This window comes from Pseudomonas paraeruginosa PA7, from assembly GCF_000017205.1.
In the GTDB taxonomy this organism is placed as follows: Bacteria; Pseudomonadota; Gammaproteobacteria; order Pseudomonadales; family Pseudomonadaceae; genus Pseudomonas; species Pseudomonas paraeruginosa.
Genome location: NC_009656.1, coordinates 2,000,677 through 2,016,168, shown reverse-complemented (window position 1 = coordinate 2,016,168; position 15,492 = coordinate 2,000,677). Strand labels below are relative to the sequence as shown.

Sequence of the window (15,492 nt, the reverse complement as noted above, 5' to 3'; positions counted from 1 at the left end):
ATTAATTATTTGCATCCTTAACAAAAGAAAAATATGCAGATATTTTCCAAGCAAAGATAAAAAAGAATGAAATAGCCATTGAGACTGCAATAGAGCTTACTCCCCAAGAGGAAGAAAATAAGTAGGCAGAGAGTATGAAGACACAAAATCCACATAATTGGGAATGTAATATTGGTCTATCTCGACCATAAGCATACAAACCTAGATGAGGTATCGTGCTGAGCCCATAAAGAGCACTGGCGAAAAGTAGCCAGTACAACATATCTAAGTTTTCTTTATAAACAGGTGAAGAAAGCCAATTACTAATAAGGATTCCAGCGAAACAACAGAGAACAGAAAGGAAAAATATTACAATCACAGTATTAATAGTTAACTCACGCATCACTTTCTGAAAGTCATGAGTCGATTCATTCTTAGCGGACCTTATTAGCCGAGGAATATAGAAAACAAAAACTCCTGCATCCAAAAAGGATAGGACAGCGGTAGCCATACCTACAAAGATCGTATATGCACCTAACACTTGTAGATTTGAAACACTATCCACAAAATATTTATCGAATGTATAGATCCCCCGTATGGCTAAGCTAGCGAGCAAAAATGGTAAAGCCACTTTAATCCCGTTTCGTATCCAAGTCCAATTTACTGGGCGGCTGCCACGCAATTTACCTAAGCGAAGAATTTGATAAATCGCTATAATACATGCGAACAAGCAAGATATAATCCAGCTATAGAAAGTGAACTGTAGCGTTCGAAAAACTGGATCGAACCACATACATAGAATAACTACTAAGCACCAGATTCCGCTACGAACAAAAAGAACCACGCTTGCCAATAATTGCTTCGAAGCAGCAACCAATATTCTATTGAACTCTTGGGCAATATGTTCAAGTAACAAAAGAGTCACAAAAATTGAAAAATACGGCCAAGGAAGCCATCCACCCCAAAAGACTGTAACAATAAAAGGCAAAGTCACTACATATATTAGGAGATATAGGAGAAATTGATCTCGTATCAAGGGTAACCATTCACTCTGTGGAGCGATGACTAACTCACGATTAGAGTAATTATAGAATTCAAATCCGACTACATACACTCCATAACCAATAGTCGCAGCCACAAGACCATAAATGCCAACATCCTCGGCATTCATGAAATGCGCCAGGAAAAAGACTAAAAGAAATTTATTTAATAGAGTTAGACCACGCAAACCGATATTCAAAATTCGGCTCACAGCAACTTCCCCAAAAAACGAGCCCCTGGTCTATTTAACCAATTATTTTTCCTACAGCCGCTCATTCAAGCATGCCTCGGCTTTTAATACGAATGAATAACAATCGCTGCCCTACCAAAAGCATAAGATAGAAAAGCACGTGGAAAATATAGATCCATTGCAACATGCTTCCTCTAAACATGCTCAAGAATAAAAAAAGCTCGGCCATAAAGATAAAGAGCAGAACAGGGCCCCCTCTGAATCTTAGAGAATAAAGAGCACACATATAGAGCGAGTATATAAAAATAGGTATACTCCAGAATATATATGCCCCATAGTTTAAATAGAGTTCAGTCTCTATTGGCCACTGTTGAGTAGCAGATTCCTTAAACCATTGAGAAGGAAAATAAATAGAAGTAAGCCAACGGCTTATATCATGCAAATAGTCAGGAGAAGGTATCCCAATAAAAGTTAACCATTTGTTAAGCGGAAAGGACATAGTCGCTAAATAGTCTGGTTGCATGTCATGCAGAATCATGTCATGTAAAAATATGGTATTAAAATAAGTTAAAAAATACTCTAACAGCATCTCTGGTGAGTTATAGAAGCCATTGGAGCGAACATACATCGCACCAGAAAAAAGAAACATAAACCCTAGAAACAATACTATACCTTGTTTCAGACTCAAACGAGCGCTTGCTAGCCAAGGTAAACTAAAAAATATACCAAATAGAAATATTCGACTTTTTATACCTTGGACATAAGCACAAAAACCCAAAACTAAAAGTACGAAAACAACCAAGAACCAACTCTTTCGATGAGAAGTTTTAAAATAGAAACCCAACCAAAACGCTAGAAAATTTGACCACATTATTAAAAAGAAATTAAGCAAACCGTATCCTTTCTTCTTAGAAAGATAGGTTTCACTATAATTTTCTACCCATGAATCCAACCCTCCCGTCACCTGAAGAAAATAAATACACCCAATAAGAAGAGATAATGCACAAAGGAATATCGCTAAAGGTCTGGCGCGATACTCATATATAATTTCCGATCTTTCAACTCGATCAAAAAGCGTTTCAAAAAATCGTGTAAATAGGAAAAAGAGTGTAAATACGTATAGATAAGCTAGGATGGCTTCCTGCGAGACAGATGCCCAATCATTGAGCTTCCCCCATGGCAAGACATAATCCCAAGACAGCCACTCGAGTATATAAAAAAGCGTAGCTGGAAAAACCAAATATAGGAAGTAATTCCCAAAAACCACATTAGACGGGCATATAATTTTCTTATTTCTGAAGAGCAGAAAAGAAAAAACCATAAAAGCAGAGGAAAAGAATAGAGTCATTTATTGTACGCCATGTCTTGCACAATAGGACGTCGACCCCTAGCTATTAGCTTAATGATAAAGCTACACTTCATAAAGTGAACCCATCGTCTATAATCAAATTCTGTCCGTTCATATATTTTGACTGGTCAGAAAGCAAAAAGACTATACTTCCAAGCACATCTTCTACATTCAACATCCCCTTACCCAAGCACTCATCACGATAACTTAATAAGAAGGAGCTAGGCTGGCTGTCTAATATCCCGCCAGGGCTAACGCAATTAGACCGAAAGTTACTATCACCGACAAAAGATACTGCATATCTGCTAAGATGAATAAGCGCCGATTTTATAGCTGCGTATTCTACCGGCATGGTCATTGAAGTATCTTCATATATCTCGAATTTCGGAGCCGCTACTCCATAAACTGAGGATATATTTACAAGAGAGAATGGCGTCTTGTGTTTCTCAAAAAATTTAGCGCATTGTTGTATAAATAAGAATGAAGCCCCCAGGTGGAGGGAAAGATTTTCATTAAAATCCTTTAGCTCAACGTCAAAAAACTTTCGCCCATATTGTTTGTTCCTGGGATAAGCACAATTTACTGCTCCATCCAAACAAGGTAGAGCGTTAAAAAAAAACATAACCTCTTCAGAATCATTTAAATCCAACTTTTCCAGAGATAAACTGGAATGTTCTGAAATACCGATGGCCTTCAGACGCTCACGAAGTAATTCAACATCTAAATCAGCAGCAATAACTATGGAGTTCTCCGATAGTAATCGTTCTACCAAACGAGTACCGAGCAGCCCTCCGGCGCCAGAAATCAACACTCTCTTACCGTTCAACATATATTAGACTCTTTTTCCATAATCAACATCTCGGCCATTTTAAAATCATAAATGTCATCAATATCTATGGCACGCTCTCGAGGAACAACAATTGACCTAACAACTCCCGCGAAAAGCCTCTCATTTCCTAATATGTATTCCGGCCGAGTAACGTATGCTACTGTAGTCATGTCATATACCATTGGAGCATCCTGCCGACGATAAATGGTATCCCCAGAACAAACAGTCGTACTTATGCCTCGCTCATCGCGCACAAGCATATTGAAATAAGGACTTCGAGCCGCTGGTGTAGCAGTGACGACTATGTCAACATTTTCGTCTATGCCGTAAATACAGTTTTGGACATCTTCAGTACTACGTAATGGGCTGGTCGCGGGCAGGCTAACAAATAAATCAAATTGATCTCCCCTGTCGCGCAAGGTTTTTATAGCGTGTTGCCATGCAAGCCATTCCGGAGAGTTATCAGTTGCTAACTCTTCAGGACGCCAGATGACTTCCGCCCCATATTGCTGAGCTACGTCGGCAATAGCCTTACAATCAGTTGAGACAAATATTTTACTTATTTCTCGAACAGACCTAGCGACATCGATAGAGTGTGCGAGCAGAGGTTTTGTTCCCAGAATCTTTATATTTTTTCCTGGAAGTCCTTTGGAATTCCCACGCGCAAAGATGAAAGAATAAGCTGTCGTCATGAGAAATCCCTAAGAGAAATGACCTTTCCGCTTGCTGAAGACCGCTTCAGCGCCTCAACCAACTTTAATGTCTCAAGTCCTTGTTCTATCGTTACCAGTGCCGAAGATTTTCCTTTCGCAACGTCGACAAAATGAAGTAGTTCATCTATATACATTCTATTCCGATCATATTCCTGGTCACTGTAAAGTACTTGTTTTTTACCCAATGAACTGTACAAAACAACACTGTTATCTAAAATATTCCATTCCAGAGAAGCATGCTCACCAACCACTTTGCATTTACGTGTCGCAGTTCGCTGCAGAAAATCCATATGTAGATTGATGACATAGCCCTTTTGGGATACGAGCAAGGCATCAACAGTATCTTCCGCGTCCAACTCTAATGCACCAGATATTCGTGCTATGCAATAGACATTGGCAACGGGTCCAAAGAGCCACTGAAGGTAGTCTAGTTCGTGACTTAACTCAAGTAGAGCACCACCGCCTAAGGTGCGTTGTGCAGAAACATTTTTTCGATAGTCACTATCTGGTCTCCAGTCGGGAAGATATTGACCAACTTCACAACTTACAGAATGAATTCGCCCTAGCTTCCCACTATCAATATACTGCTTGAATACTCTTATTGAAGGCATAAAACGAAGATTATATGCAACAAGAATACGTTTTCCGTTCAGCGAAGCTCCACCCTGAGAGGCAAAGCGTACCAATGAATCACTTAATGGTTTTTCAACTAAAATCGAGACACCACTCGAAGCCAAAAGACTCGCCTGCTCTACATGTAAAGGAGCTGGAGAAGCAATAATGGCAAAAGTGGGGATTACCTGCAAAGCGTCATGCAAAGAACCGAGAGCTGATACACCTGAAGGCAATTCATTTGAGTTCAACTCTCTACCTGAGGCAGAGACACATACTATCTTGGCCTGCGGATAAGTAGACTGTATATTTCTCATATGTCGGCGTGCTATGCTTCCGCTGCCAACTATCAGAAAACACTCGTTGCTTGTCATAAAGATGCGAACTCTTGTTGTGCCCGCACAAAGTCTTCCATGCGCCCGATATCTAACCAATACTCATGGACCGGAAACATGTTTACTGCCTGCTGTCGCTCAATTTCCTGTTCTAATAAAGTAGGCATATCAATCCGGGTGCCAGCCTTAACACTTTTTACGAGACCTGGTGAAAGTAGATAAATTCCAGCATTGATAAAAAACTTTTGCACAGGTTTCTCAACCATTGAGCTTATGCGGTGCCCATCACTTTGCACTACGCCATAAGGCACATGATACTCGTACTCACGCACACACATAGTTGCCACACCACCGTGCGCAGTATGGAACTCGAGAAGATTCAAGAAATTCAAGGTTGTTAACAAGTCACCATTCATGAGAAATAACGGAGAGTCTATCTCATGATGGGGTAGTAAACCCAATGCCCCACCTGTCCCAAGTGGAGTTTCTTCATGTACATAGCGGATACTGACACCCCACCGACTTCCATCGCCGAAATGCTCACGAATCATTTCTGGCATATAATGGGTAGAAATGAAGAAACGATGGAAGCCAGCTCCAATGAAACGCTCTAATATTATTTCGAGAATTGGTTTTTCACCCACCTTCAAAAGAGGCTTCGGGCAATTATGAGTTAGTGGACGGAGACGTGTACCAAAGCCTCCCGCCATTAGAAAAACCGGGTTATCCAAACGAGGCTTGTTCAGCAAGTCATGCAAAGTTTGTAAACCAATTACCTTACGCTTCTCGTCGATAATCGGTAACTGGAGAAGAGAGTACTTCTCCATCACGGACAGGATACGCTCTCGCCCCCAATCCCGCTCGGCCGTTCTAGGGGTTTTGCACATTACATTCCCTACTGGCGTATTCAGCGGTAGTTGCTTAAGCAGAGCTCTTCTTACATCTCCATCCGTAAGGGTTCCAAGCAACTGTCGCTGGTCGTTCACGATCATGACAATTCGCATCGCAACTCGATCCAAAGTAGTGATCGCGTCCTCTATCGTGCTATCCAGAGTAATGAGCGCTTTTTCCCACTGCTTCATTGCATTCCTTCTCTAAAAATCAATCGCCTGCCAACGGCCTCGGCCGCACTGAAGGTCCGGTCAAGATGCTCCTTTCCGGCACATCTCTGACAACTACCGTACCGGCCCCAACAATTGAACGCTCACCGATAGTAATTCCCTGAATCACCGTAGCTCCACTCCCGATGAAAGCCCCAGTAGCGACAACTACCCCTCCACATAGCACTGATCCAGGTGCGACATGGACGTGATCACCAATCTGACAGTCATGATCCAAGCTCGCGTTAGTGTTAATCAGAGAATTACAGCCAATTTTGACATCTGGTTGAACTATGGCTCCCGCCATCAGTTGTGAACCATCGAACAGCGTCACTGATTCATCAAGCCAAACGGAAGGATGCACCAGAGGTGGAAATATGAACCCCTTCTCGCGGGCTTGCTCATAAATACGCTGGCGTACGTTTTTGCCAACCACCTGTCCGATCCCATTAGCTAGTCTTACGGAGTCAGGATCGAGCGTTTCGAGCACCTCGTTACCTCCAAGTACTGGCACACCTCGCCAATGGCTTGTCCCCGCTCCAGCGAGGCCTGGATCGCAAACGCCCAGTAAGGATAGTCCACACGCATTAATCAACGAATACAATACCTTCGCATGCCCTCCTGCCCCCATCAGGACAAGCGGCATACTTACGGGCATTGAAGGCCTCATTTTTCCAGTGTTTCCCCTGCCAGAAAGGCACGCTTGCTGGTGCTGCCAACCAGTTCCCAAAGAGAGGTCGGTGGCAAACCATGCCCGCTACGCGCGGTTGTCAGGTCATCCCGAGTAATAATCATACCCGCTTCGATGTCACGCGCCGCAACCACCTGCTGCCGTGCAGCTTGACGTGTATCCCACTCGCTAGGTTGCGGTGCTTTGTAGGGACTTCCCAACGCAACCTCAAGCATGCGAATCTGAGCAACCATTTGGGCCAACTCGCCGGGTTCCAGCGAAGCTTTATGGTCAGGCCCCGGCATTGAACGATCTAGAGTAAAGTGCTTTTCGATGATGCACGCCCCCCTGGCAACCGCTGCAATCGGCACCAGCCCCCCCTCAGTGTGGTCTGAATATCCGACGGCAAGACCAAAGCTTCTCAGCGTGTCCATTGCCAAAAGGTTCACCTCGTCAGGAGGGGTTGGATATTGGGAGGTGCAATGCAGTAAAGACACATGTCCTTGTAATTGCATTCGAACAGAAGGATTACTCCAAAGTCTCCACACCTCGTCCATATCTTTAGGCTCATTATCGCATGACAAAGCATGGGCCACGATGGCTAGGCCCTGCTCAACTTCACTCAATGTGGCCATACCAGTAGATAGAATCAGAGGTTTACCTGTTTTCGCGAATGCCCATAGGAGTGGTCCATTAGTAAGTTCTCCCGACGGCACCTTGAAAAAAGGCAACTGCATTTCGGCTAAAAAGGCTAGACTGTCCGAGTCAAACGCGGTAGAAATAAATTCAATACCGTTATGGTGGGCATGCGCCTGCAGCTCGAAATGCCACTCTTTTGGTAGCTCAAGCTTCTTCAACATTGCTAACTGACTTTCAGTTACATCAGTAGTATGCTTTTGGTAATTTGCCTTTGGTGCAGAGCGAGATGCCAGCCGCTTGGCATTAAAAGTCTGGAATTTTACTGCATCGACCCCTGCTTGCGCCGCTACATCAATTAGTTTGAAAGCAAGATCCCGATCACCATTGTGATTGACCCCAGCTTCCGCAATAACGAAAACCGCTCTTTCATCTGGCGCTTTCATAATTTAGCTCAAGTTATAGAAGGGCTTATTATAGTTCACCTCAGAGCAGGCGAGGATATGGACAATTCGCTGAGAAGTATTACCTGCTCCATAAGGATTGATAACTTTTTTACAGCTCTCTGCAAACTCAGGCGTCAAAGCACGCCGCAGAGCATCCTCTATCGATAACGCATCAGCTGCACAGTGAATCACCGATTCAGCTGCCAATCGGCCTTTCTGACGTGCTCCGATATCAACAGTCGGTATACCAAACGTCGGCACCTCAATAATACCGCTAGAAGAGTTGCCAACCACCGCACTAGCCATGGCTACAGCACTCAGGTATCGCTTGAAACCTAACGATGGAATGGCTTTGACGCGTCCCGCCGATTGGCGCGCATAGGTTTCCACTAATGGAATAATCGTCCTCCCGCCATTATCAGCATTTGGATAAGTGATAATAACATTATAACTTGGAAAACAATCCAAGGCTTGCATTAAAGCTCGAAAGGTGCTTTGCGGCTCTTCCTCAGCAAGCGTTACTGGATGATAAGTGACCAGTAGATACGGAGAGGACAAATCAAAATCGAGACTTTCGGATAAGGCTTCGCGGCTTATTTTTGATGTTCGGAGAAGATGATCCAGCCCTATTGCTCCGACATTGAAAACTCTCTCAGGCGATTCTCCTAACTGGATCACTCGCTTGCGATATTGCTCAGTAGACGTAAAATGTAGATAAGAAAACTTCGTGATGGCATGACGGATAGCATCATCATAAGCACCCTCTGTGATTTCCCCACCATGCAAATGAGCGATGGGAATCTTCATTACTAGGGCCACCTGGGCAATGGCAAGCGCTTCGAAACGATCGCCTAAAATAATGAGAATATCCGGACGGAGGCGATCAAGCGCATCAGCAAAACCTAGGATTCCCACACCCATAGACTTAGCCACGCCAACGTCAGTATCAGAAGAAAGTAACATTTCTACTTTAGCATCAATAGAAAAACCATCACTTTCAACTGCTCTCCAAGTCTCACCAAACTCGGGAGAGAGATGCATTCCACTAACGACAGTCTGTAACTGCAACTCATTGTGGGATGCGATGTCCTTCATCAACCAATACAGCAGACCATACTCAGCCCGGCTTCCTGTAAAAACCGCCACTTTACGAATCAAGGAAACGGCTCCGGCAATACGCTACTCGGAAGGTTTACCACCCGCTCTTCTAGCCATAAAGCATTCGTCAACTCACCCCGTCGGTACTTCTCATATACGGGAAGATGCGTCATGAGTTTCCAAATAGGTCGAGTCATAACTCCAACCTTATTAGTTATCTCCAAGAGAGAATCCCTCTGCCTCTGATTCTCGCAAAGAATCGCATTTAACCAGTAATTGGAGCGACATCCCAAAGGTTCTATGACAAATTCAACGGAGTGCATAGCGAAGAATTCTTTATAACGGGATGCCAGCAAACGTTTGGATGCTACAAACGACTCTAAATTTTCTAACTGCGCACATCCTAGAGCAGCATTCAGGTTAGGAAGGCGATAATTGTAGCCAATTTCATCATGTACATATTCAAATGCATGAGGTTTTTTGGCAGTTGTAGTGATATGTTTGGCTCTAGCTCCTAACTCTTCCCCCGCCAGGACCATGCCCCCACCACCAGTGGTGATGATTTTATTGCCATTAAAGCTTAATGTGCCGAGTGAACCGAAAGTACCAGTATGACGACCTTTGTAGAGACTTCCGAGTGATTCGGCAGCATCTTCAATCACAATCAACCCCCAACGCCCACAAACCTCAAGCAAGGCGTCCAACTCAACCGGGTGGCCGAAAGTATGCATTGGCAAACAAGCACGTAATATACGATCTCCAACCTTGGTCCTACATACTCCATCATTATCCAAACGGGCATGCTCGTCCAGCCAAGCTGCGAGCGCTAGCGGAGAAAGACCCAGGGTATGTCGGTCTACATCAATGAACACAGGCTCTGCGCCGCAATATGCAATCGCATTGCATGTAGCGACAAATGTAAGGGGCTGAGTGATAACCAAATCACCGGCTTTAACCCCCGCAAGCAATAAAGAAACATGTAAAGCTGCCGTACCGTTAACCGTAGCTACTGCTCTCGGCGACCCAGTATAGGTTGCTATATTATTTTCGAACTTTTCAACGAAAGCGCCTACGCTCGACACAAAAGTCGAATCTACAGTTTCGACAACGTATTTCTTTTCATTTCCAGAAAAAACCGGAGCATGCAAAGGAATGAAATCATGAGTGCGGTATTGCTCACGAACAAAATCAATTAACGCATCAAACATGAGAGCCTCAGACGTTGTAGAGGTCGGCCTTATACTTCGCCAAATTTTCTGGGCGAACAAACCAGTTAATTGTTTCTTGCAGACCCTCTCGAATCGAGTAGGTAGGCTCGAAACCTGTCAACTCATGAATTTTGGAGTTATCGCACCAAAGACGAAAGACTTCTGATTTCTCTGGCCTCAAGCGCTGGTCGTCAGTAACAAACTCCACATCGCTCCCCATCAACTCCCGAATGAGTTTCAATGTATCGCCAACAGAAATTTCGTAATTAGACCCAATATTTACAGTCTCACCGATGGCTTTCTCGCAACGCGCCAATTCGAGAAACCCTCTGCAAGTATCGATCACATAGTTAAAATCACGGGTTGGAAACACATCTCCTAGCTTTATCTGCTTCATACCTTTTGCGATCTGAGCAATTATAGTGGGAATAACAGCTCTAGCTGACTGCCTAGGTCCATAAGTATTAAATGGACGAGCAATAGTGACTGGAAGATCAAAGGCATTAAAAAAACTCATTGCCATAGCATCTGCCGCAATCTTTGACGCACTGTAGGGAGATTGCGGCTGAAGCGGGTGCTTCTCATCAATTGGCACATATTGAGCAGTACCATAAACTTCGCTAGTTGAAGTGTGAACAACCCGCTGAACACCATTCTCCAAGGCAGCCTGGCAAATATTTATAACCCCTTTAACGTTGGTCTCCAAATAACTATCCGGAGCCACATAAGAATATGGAATAGCAATAAGAGCAGCAAGATGAAAAACCACATCAACATCTTTTGTAATTTTTTTGCAATAATGAGGATCGCGCACATCTCCATTTAAAACTTCAATTTCCTTAAGACAAGCAACATCTTCAAGCCAACCCCAATAGTTAAAAGAATTATATTGAGACAAAGCTTTTACTTCATAGCCTTCACCAACCAACAGCTCCGTGAGATGTGAACCAATAAACCCATCCGCCCCAGTAACCAAAACTTTTTTCATATTTCCTTCCTAAACAATCGATAACGAACGCTTCTGCACAAGCGAATGAACCGAAATTATTACCTTACTATGATAGCACAAGAAAATCTCAAATGGCCTTCCGATGCTAAGACATGCCCCCTTCGCATCTTAACCTTCAACTTCACAACATTCGTAACCGCACACACCTTTCATTGGTGCTCAACAACCATATTACCCTCGAGACATTATCGCCATACATTTCAAGCTCCTCCCCCCGAACAAAAAAACAAAAACTCAGTTAGCTTACCGACAACGATATTAGGAAAGCTTAGCATTTCGCCTATAAAACAATCGAATTACAACAAAAAGCATACCAAGCATCCCTCCCAGCATCACCCCGCCAAATAAGATCAATAGCTTTTTTGGCTTCACGGGGAAATCAGGTACTTCCACTACACCATCCTGACGAAAAACTGCGACCTGCTCAGACTTGATACTCAGCCCCCTGTATAGCGACTCCAACTCCTGCAAAGTCCTTAAAGCTGGAATAAAAGGATCATCCGAAGTTCGCGCTTCCAGAACCAGGATTTCCTCTTTCAATGCTTTACTTCCTCGCATATACATAAGATTACCGCTCATTATTGCCGAGAGCTGCTCAGACATCTGGTCATTAATTATTGGAGGTCTTTCCAAACCCAACGAGTCGGCCACCTTTAAAGCTTCACGAAGTTGAGTAATGCGGTCCTCTCGACGCAGTTTTGCAGTTTCACGCAAAACATAAATACGTCGTTCAACATCCCTAGCTTTAACCTCAATCTCACGGTATGCATTAGCCATCATCTCCTGCAGAGACCGATCAGCTGCGTCGGCAAGATATTTTTTTACCCACTCAGCAGCTAACTCTGGATTACCTTGCCTAGCTACTATTAAATATCGATCAGGCTGCGCTCTATCCGGCAGACTAATGCTTATCTGCTTACTGAAGGAGCGAAAAAGTTTCTCGCGCGACTCTGACCGTTCTGCATCAGTTAGAGACGGCAAATAAATATTCTCAAAAAATCGGCGAAGCGATTCATCAGACTGAAGATTCCGAATAAAAACCGAATAAACGTCTTGAACCTTGAAAGGCTGCAATCCAGAATCACTAGTTCGCCCCTGGTTGAAGCCTGCAACGCTGCTTAACGAAGGAGGCAGTACAATAACTCGAGCCTCATAGACAGGCTTACTTAAATAGGCATAGAGCGCCGCTAAAAGCCCTAAAAAGAACCCACTTAGAACAACAAGCCACCGGCTTTTCCAGAGCTCACGTATCAACTCCATAAAATCCACTTCATAATTAACCGCTTCACTACTCTGCTTATCGGACATTTTTTATTCCATATCAATATTCTGGGTAACTCTTAGAAAGAAACCGAAAAAATTCTTATATGTCATCCAGATTAATGAACCAAGCCTCGCCAGGTAAAGTTAAACCTCTATTTACATTCACAAACTGTACCATGTGGTGTCCAAACGGTTTTCAAAAAAAATCGCTTGGCCTTAGACCTCCATTGTAAAGTTTAGTTCCGGCGGAGAATATGAAGCTGTTTATACACTTTCGCCCGATAAAGGCGGGTTGACCGTACCTCCACTATAAGCTATGAGCTTAGCCTGGAGAAGGTCACTCTCCCTTTGAACCTTGGCTAGCTCTTTTCTTATTGCCCAAAGGCGAACTCTCATCCGCGCAACAAGAGGCATGCCGATCAAGAGACCAAAAAACCCACCTAAAACAAAGGCCAAGGTCATATAAAGTACAATCGAGAATTCAGGACTGTAAAAACCAAGCAGTTTGAAATGTGTAGTCTGCTGATTCTCGACCGTCAGCAAAATAACAAAAAGAGCGACGAATAAAAGCCCGCACCCTAGTAATACACGCTTGATCCAAAGCATTAAGACTCCAATGTGATATGGTTGAAGATCACTCCGGCTCGTTGACCCGATCCCGCAACTCCTTGCCCGGCTTGAAGTGCGGCACGAACTTGCCGTCGAGGCGTACCGACTCCCCGGTCTTGGGATTGCGACCGACGCGCGGTGCGCGGTAGTGCAAGGAAAAGCTGCCGAAGCCGCGGATCTCGATCCGGTCCCCGGTCGCCAGGGCCTGGGACATCTGCTCCAGCATGGTCTTGATTGCCAACTCGACATCCTTCGCGGACAGCTGCCCCTGATGGGTAACGATCCGTTCGATCAACTCCGACTTGGTCATGGTTTTCCCTTCTTTTTCAAGCGGCTAGATCAGCTCAGGTCTCTTTTAGCATGCTGATCAGTCTTTGAACAGGTCCAAGAAGGCGAAAACGAAAAAGGGCGGCCTAGGCCGCCCTTTTTCATGATGGATCAGAGACTTAGCCCTGATTCTCCATCTGAGCACGGATCAGATCACCGATGGTGGTCGGACCAGCGCTTTCCACTTCCTGCTTGCGCAGTTCTTTCATTGCGTCCTTCTCGTCGTCGACGTCCTTGGACTTGACGGAGAGGCTGATGACGCGGCTCTTGCGGTCGATGCTGATGATCTTGGCTTCGACTTCCTCGCCTTCCTTCAGGACGTTGCGCGCGTCTTCGACGCGGTCACGGCTGATTTCGGAAGCCTTCAGGATACCTTCGATGTCGTCGCCCAGGCTGATGACAGCGCCCTTGGCGTCGACTTCCTTCACGGTACCGCGGACGATGCTGCCTTTCTCGTGCAGGGACGCGTAGTTGGAGAACGGATCGTCTTCCAGCTGCTTGATGCCCAGGGAGATGCGCTCGCGCTCCGGATCGACCGACAGGATGACGGTTTCCAGCTCGTCGCCCTTCTTGAAGCGACGTACGGCTTCTTCGCCGACTTCGTTCCAGGAAATGTCGGACAGGTGGACCAGGCCGTCGATGCCGCCGTCCAGACCGATGAAGATACCGAAGTCGGTGATCGACTTGATGGTACCGGAGATGCGGTCACCCTTGTTGAACTGGCTGGAGAAGTCTTCCCACGGGTTGGATTTGCACTGCTTGATACCCAGGGAGATACGACGACGCTCCTCGTCGATGTCCAGAACCTGAACTTCCACTTCGTCGCCAACCTGAACGACTTTCGACGGATGGATGTTCTTGTTGGTCCAGTCCATTTCGGAGACGTGTACCAGGCCTTCCACGCCCTCTTCCAGCTCGGCGAAGCAGCCGTAGTCGGTGAGGTTGGTGACGCGGGCCATGACACGGGTGCCTTCCGGATAACGCGCCTTGATGGCAACCCACGGGTCTTCGCCCAGTTGCTTCAGGCCCAGGGATACACGGTTGCGCTCGCGGTCGAACTTCAGGACCTTGACGTCGATCTCGTCGCCAACGTTGACGATCTCGGACGGATGCTTGATGCGCTTCCAGGCCATGTCGGTGATGTGCAGCAGGCCGTCTACGCCGCCCAGATCCACGAATGCGCCGTAGTCGGTGAGGTTCTTGACGATACCCTTGACCTGCTGGCCTTCCTGCAGCGATTCCAGCAGAGCTTCACGCTCGGCGCTGTTCTCGGCTTCCAGGACGCTGCGGCGGGAAACGACAACGTTGTTGCGCTTCTGGTCGAGCTTGATGACCTTGAACTCGAGCTCTTTGCCTTCCAGGTGGGTGGTATCGCGAACCGGACGAACGTCGACCAGCGAACCCGGCAGGAACGCGCGGATGCCGTTGACGTCGACGGTGAAACCGCCCTTGACCTTGCCGTTGATGACGCCCTTGACCACTTCGTCGGCAGCGAAAGCCGCTTCCAGAACAATCCAGCTCTCGGCGCGCTTGGCTTTCTCGCGGGACAGCTTGGTTTCGCCAAAGCCGTCTTCTACCGCGTCCAGTGCGACGTGGACTTCGTCACCCACCTTGATGGTCAGCTCGCCCTGTTCGTTGTAGAACTGCTCGACCGGGATGACGCCCTCGGATTTCAGACCGGCATGGACGGTGACCCAGTCACCATCGATGTCGACCACGATGCCGGTGATGATCGCGCCCGGCTGCATGTCGAGGGATTTCAGACTTTCTTCAAAGAGTTCTGCGAAGCTTTCGCTCATGTTCATACCTGTAGTCAAAGGCCCGGAAGGGCCCGATTCCGCATCACCAGCCAATGCGGTCAAGTCATTAAATGAAGCCCGCAGGACAATTTGCTGGTTTCCTGCTAGCTTCTGATTGCACTCCCGGGTGGGAATGCCCAGTTGGGTTATTCTGCGATGGCGCCGGGCATGTCGAAAGGTGATTCTCTCCGCGCATGCAAAACGCCACAACATAAGGTCTGGAATATTAGCAACCAGGCCCTGCACCGTCAATTCCCGCCCCGACAGGGCCAGCGCGGCC

The 15,492-nt window shown here is 46.0% G+C and carries 15 protein-coding genes; all 15 read right to left on the bottom strand.

Going from position 1 to position 15,492, the window contains the following annotated elements; all coding sequences use genetic code 11:
• Window position 1: 1 nt before the first annotated feature.
• The 15 genes from PSPA7_RS30880 to rpsA all read right to left on the bottom strand — a co-directional run bounded on the left by PSPA7_RS30880 (window position 2) and on the right by rpsA (window position 15,212).
• A complete protein-coding gene (locus PSPA7_RS30880; protein WP_012075030.1) occupies window positions 2–1,231 on the bottom strand; it encodes an MATE family efflux transporter in 1,230 nt (409 codons plus the stop codon).
• Between the two features lie 61 nt (window positions 1,232–1,292).
• Complete coding sequence (locus PSPA7_RS31970; RefSeq protein ID WP_012075029.1) at window positions 1,293–2,558, bottom strand: hypothetical protein; 1,266 nt, start codon at window positions 2,556–2,558, stop codon at window positions 1,293–1,295.
• 70 nt (window positions 2,559–2,628) lie between these two features.
• Window positions 2,629–3,387 (bottom strand): oxidoreductase, encoded by a 759-nt coding sequence (locus PSPA7_RS30430; protein ID WP_003150878.1) that lies wholly within the window; start codon window positions 3,385–3,387, stop codon window positions 2,629–2,631.
• Window positions 3,381–4,079: an acylneuraminate cytidylyltransferase family protein gene (locus PSPA7_RS30425; protein WP_003150876.1), complete on the bottom strand. Its 699-nt coding sequence runs from the start codon at window positions 4,077–4,079 to the stop codon at window positions 3,381–3,383. Before PSPA7_RS30425 ends, PSPA7_RS30430 begins: the two co-directional genes overlap by 7 nt.
• Window positions 4,076–5,086, bottom strand: coding sequence for a Gfo/Idh/MocA family protein (locus tag PSPA7_RS30875; RefSeq protein ID WP_003150874.1), 1,011 nt, complete (start codon window positions 5,084–5,086; stop codon window positions 4,076–4,078). The genes PSPA7_RS30425 and PSPA7_RS30875 overlap by 4 nt, the downstream gene beginning before the upstream one ends.
• The gene (locus PSPA7_RS09445; RefSeq protein WP_003150871.1) at window positions 5,083–6,129 is read right to left on the bottom strand and encodes a nucleotidyltransferase family protein; all 1,047 of its coding nucleotides are present in this window, start codon (window positions 6,127–6,129) and stop codon (window positions 5,083–5,085) included. Before PSPA7_RS09445 ends, PSPA7_RS30875 begins: the two co-directional genes overlap by 4 nt.
• Window positions 6,130–6,148: 19 nt before the next feature.
• Complete coding sequence (locus PSPA7_RS32970; RefSeq protein WP_227495454.1) at window positions 6,149–6,778, bottom strand: acetyltransferase; 630 nt, start codon at window positions 6,776–6,778, stop codon at window positions 6,149–6,151.
• Window positions 6,779–6,813: 35 nt separating this feature from the next.
• On the bottom strand, window positions 6,814–7,899 hold the full coding sequence (neuB, locus tag PSPA7_RS09440) for an N-acetylneuraminate synthase (protein WP_003150869.1): 1,086 nt from the start codon (window positions 7,897–7,899) through the stop codon (window positions 6,814–6,816).
• A gap of 3 nt (window positions 7,900–7,902) precedes the next feature.
• Window positions 7,903–9,057 (bottom strand): UDP-N-acetylglucosamine 2-epimerase, encoded by a 1,155-nt coding sequence (gene neuC, locus PSPA7_RS09435; RefSeq protein ID WP_012075026.1) that lies wholly within the window; start codon window positions 9,055–9,057, stop codon window positions 7,903–7,905.
• Window positions 9,054–10,205 carry a LegC family aminotransferase gene (locus PSPA7_RS09430; RefSeq protein WP_033895361.1) on the bottom strand — a complete coding sequence of 384 codons (1,152 nt, stop codon included), beginning with the start codon at window positions 10,203–10,205 and terminating at the stop codon, window positions 9,054–9,056. The genes neuC and PSPA7_RS09430 overlap by 4 nt, the downstream gene beginning before the upstream one ends.
• 7 nt (window positions 10,206–10,212) lie before the next feature.
• Window positions 10,213–11,193 carry an NAD-dependent 4,6-dehydratase LegB gene (locus tag PSPA7_RS30415; protein WP_012075025.1) on the bottom strand — a complete coding sequence of 327 codons (981 nt, stop codon included), beginning with the start codon at window positions 11,191–11,193 and terminating at the stop codon, window positions 10,213–10,215.
• 279 nt (window positions 11,194–11,472) lie between these two features.
• Window positions 11,473–12,522 (bottom strand): LPS O-antigen chain length determinant protein WzzB, encoded by a 1,050-nt coding sequence (locus PSPA7_RS09425; protein WP_012075024.1) that lies wholly within the window; start codon window positions 12,520–12,522, stop codon window positions 11,473–11,475.
• Between the two features lie 219 nt (window positions 12,523–12,741).
• Window positions 12,742–13,083: a lipopolysaccharide assembly protein LapA domain-containing protein gene (locus tag PSPA7_RS30870; RefSeq protein ID WP_050396326.1), complete on the bottom strand. Its 342-nt coding sequence runs from the start codon at window positions 13,081–13,083 to the stop codon at window positions 12,742–12,744.
• 28 nt (window positions 13,084–13,111) lie between these two features.
• On the bottom strand, window positions 13,112–13,396 hold the full coding sequence (gene ihfB / locus PSPA7_RS09420) for an integration host factor subunit beta (RefSeq protein ID WP_003091441.1): 285 nt from the start codon (window positions 13,394–13,396) through the stop codon (window positions 13,112–13,114).
• A 136-nt stretch (window positions 13,397–13,532) separates the two neighbouring features.
• A complete protein-coding gene (rpsA, locus tag PSPA7_RS09415) occupies window positions 13,533–15,212 on the bottom strand; it encodes a 30S ribosomal protein S1 (RefSeq protein WP_003091442.1) in 1,680 nt (559 codons plus the stop codon).
• Between the last annotated feature and the right edge of the window lie 280 nt (window positions 15,213–15,492).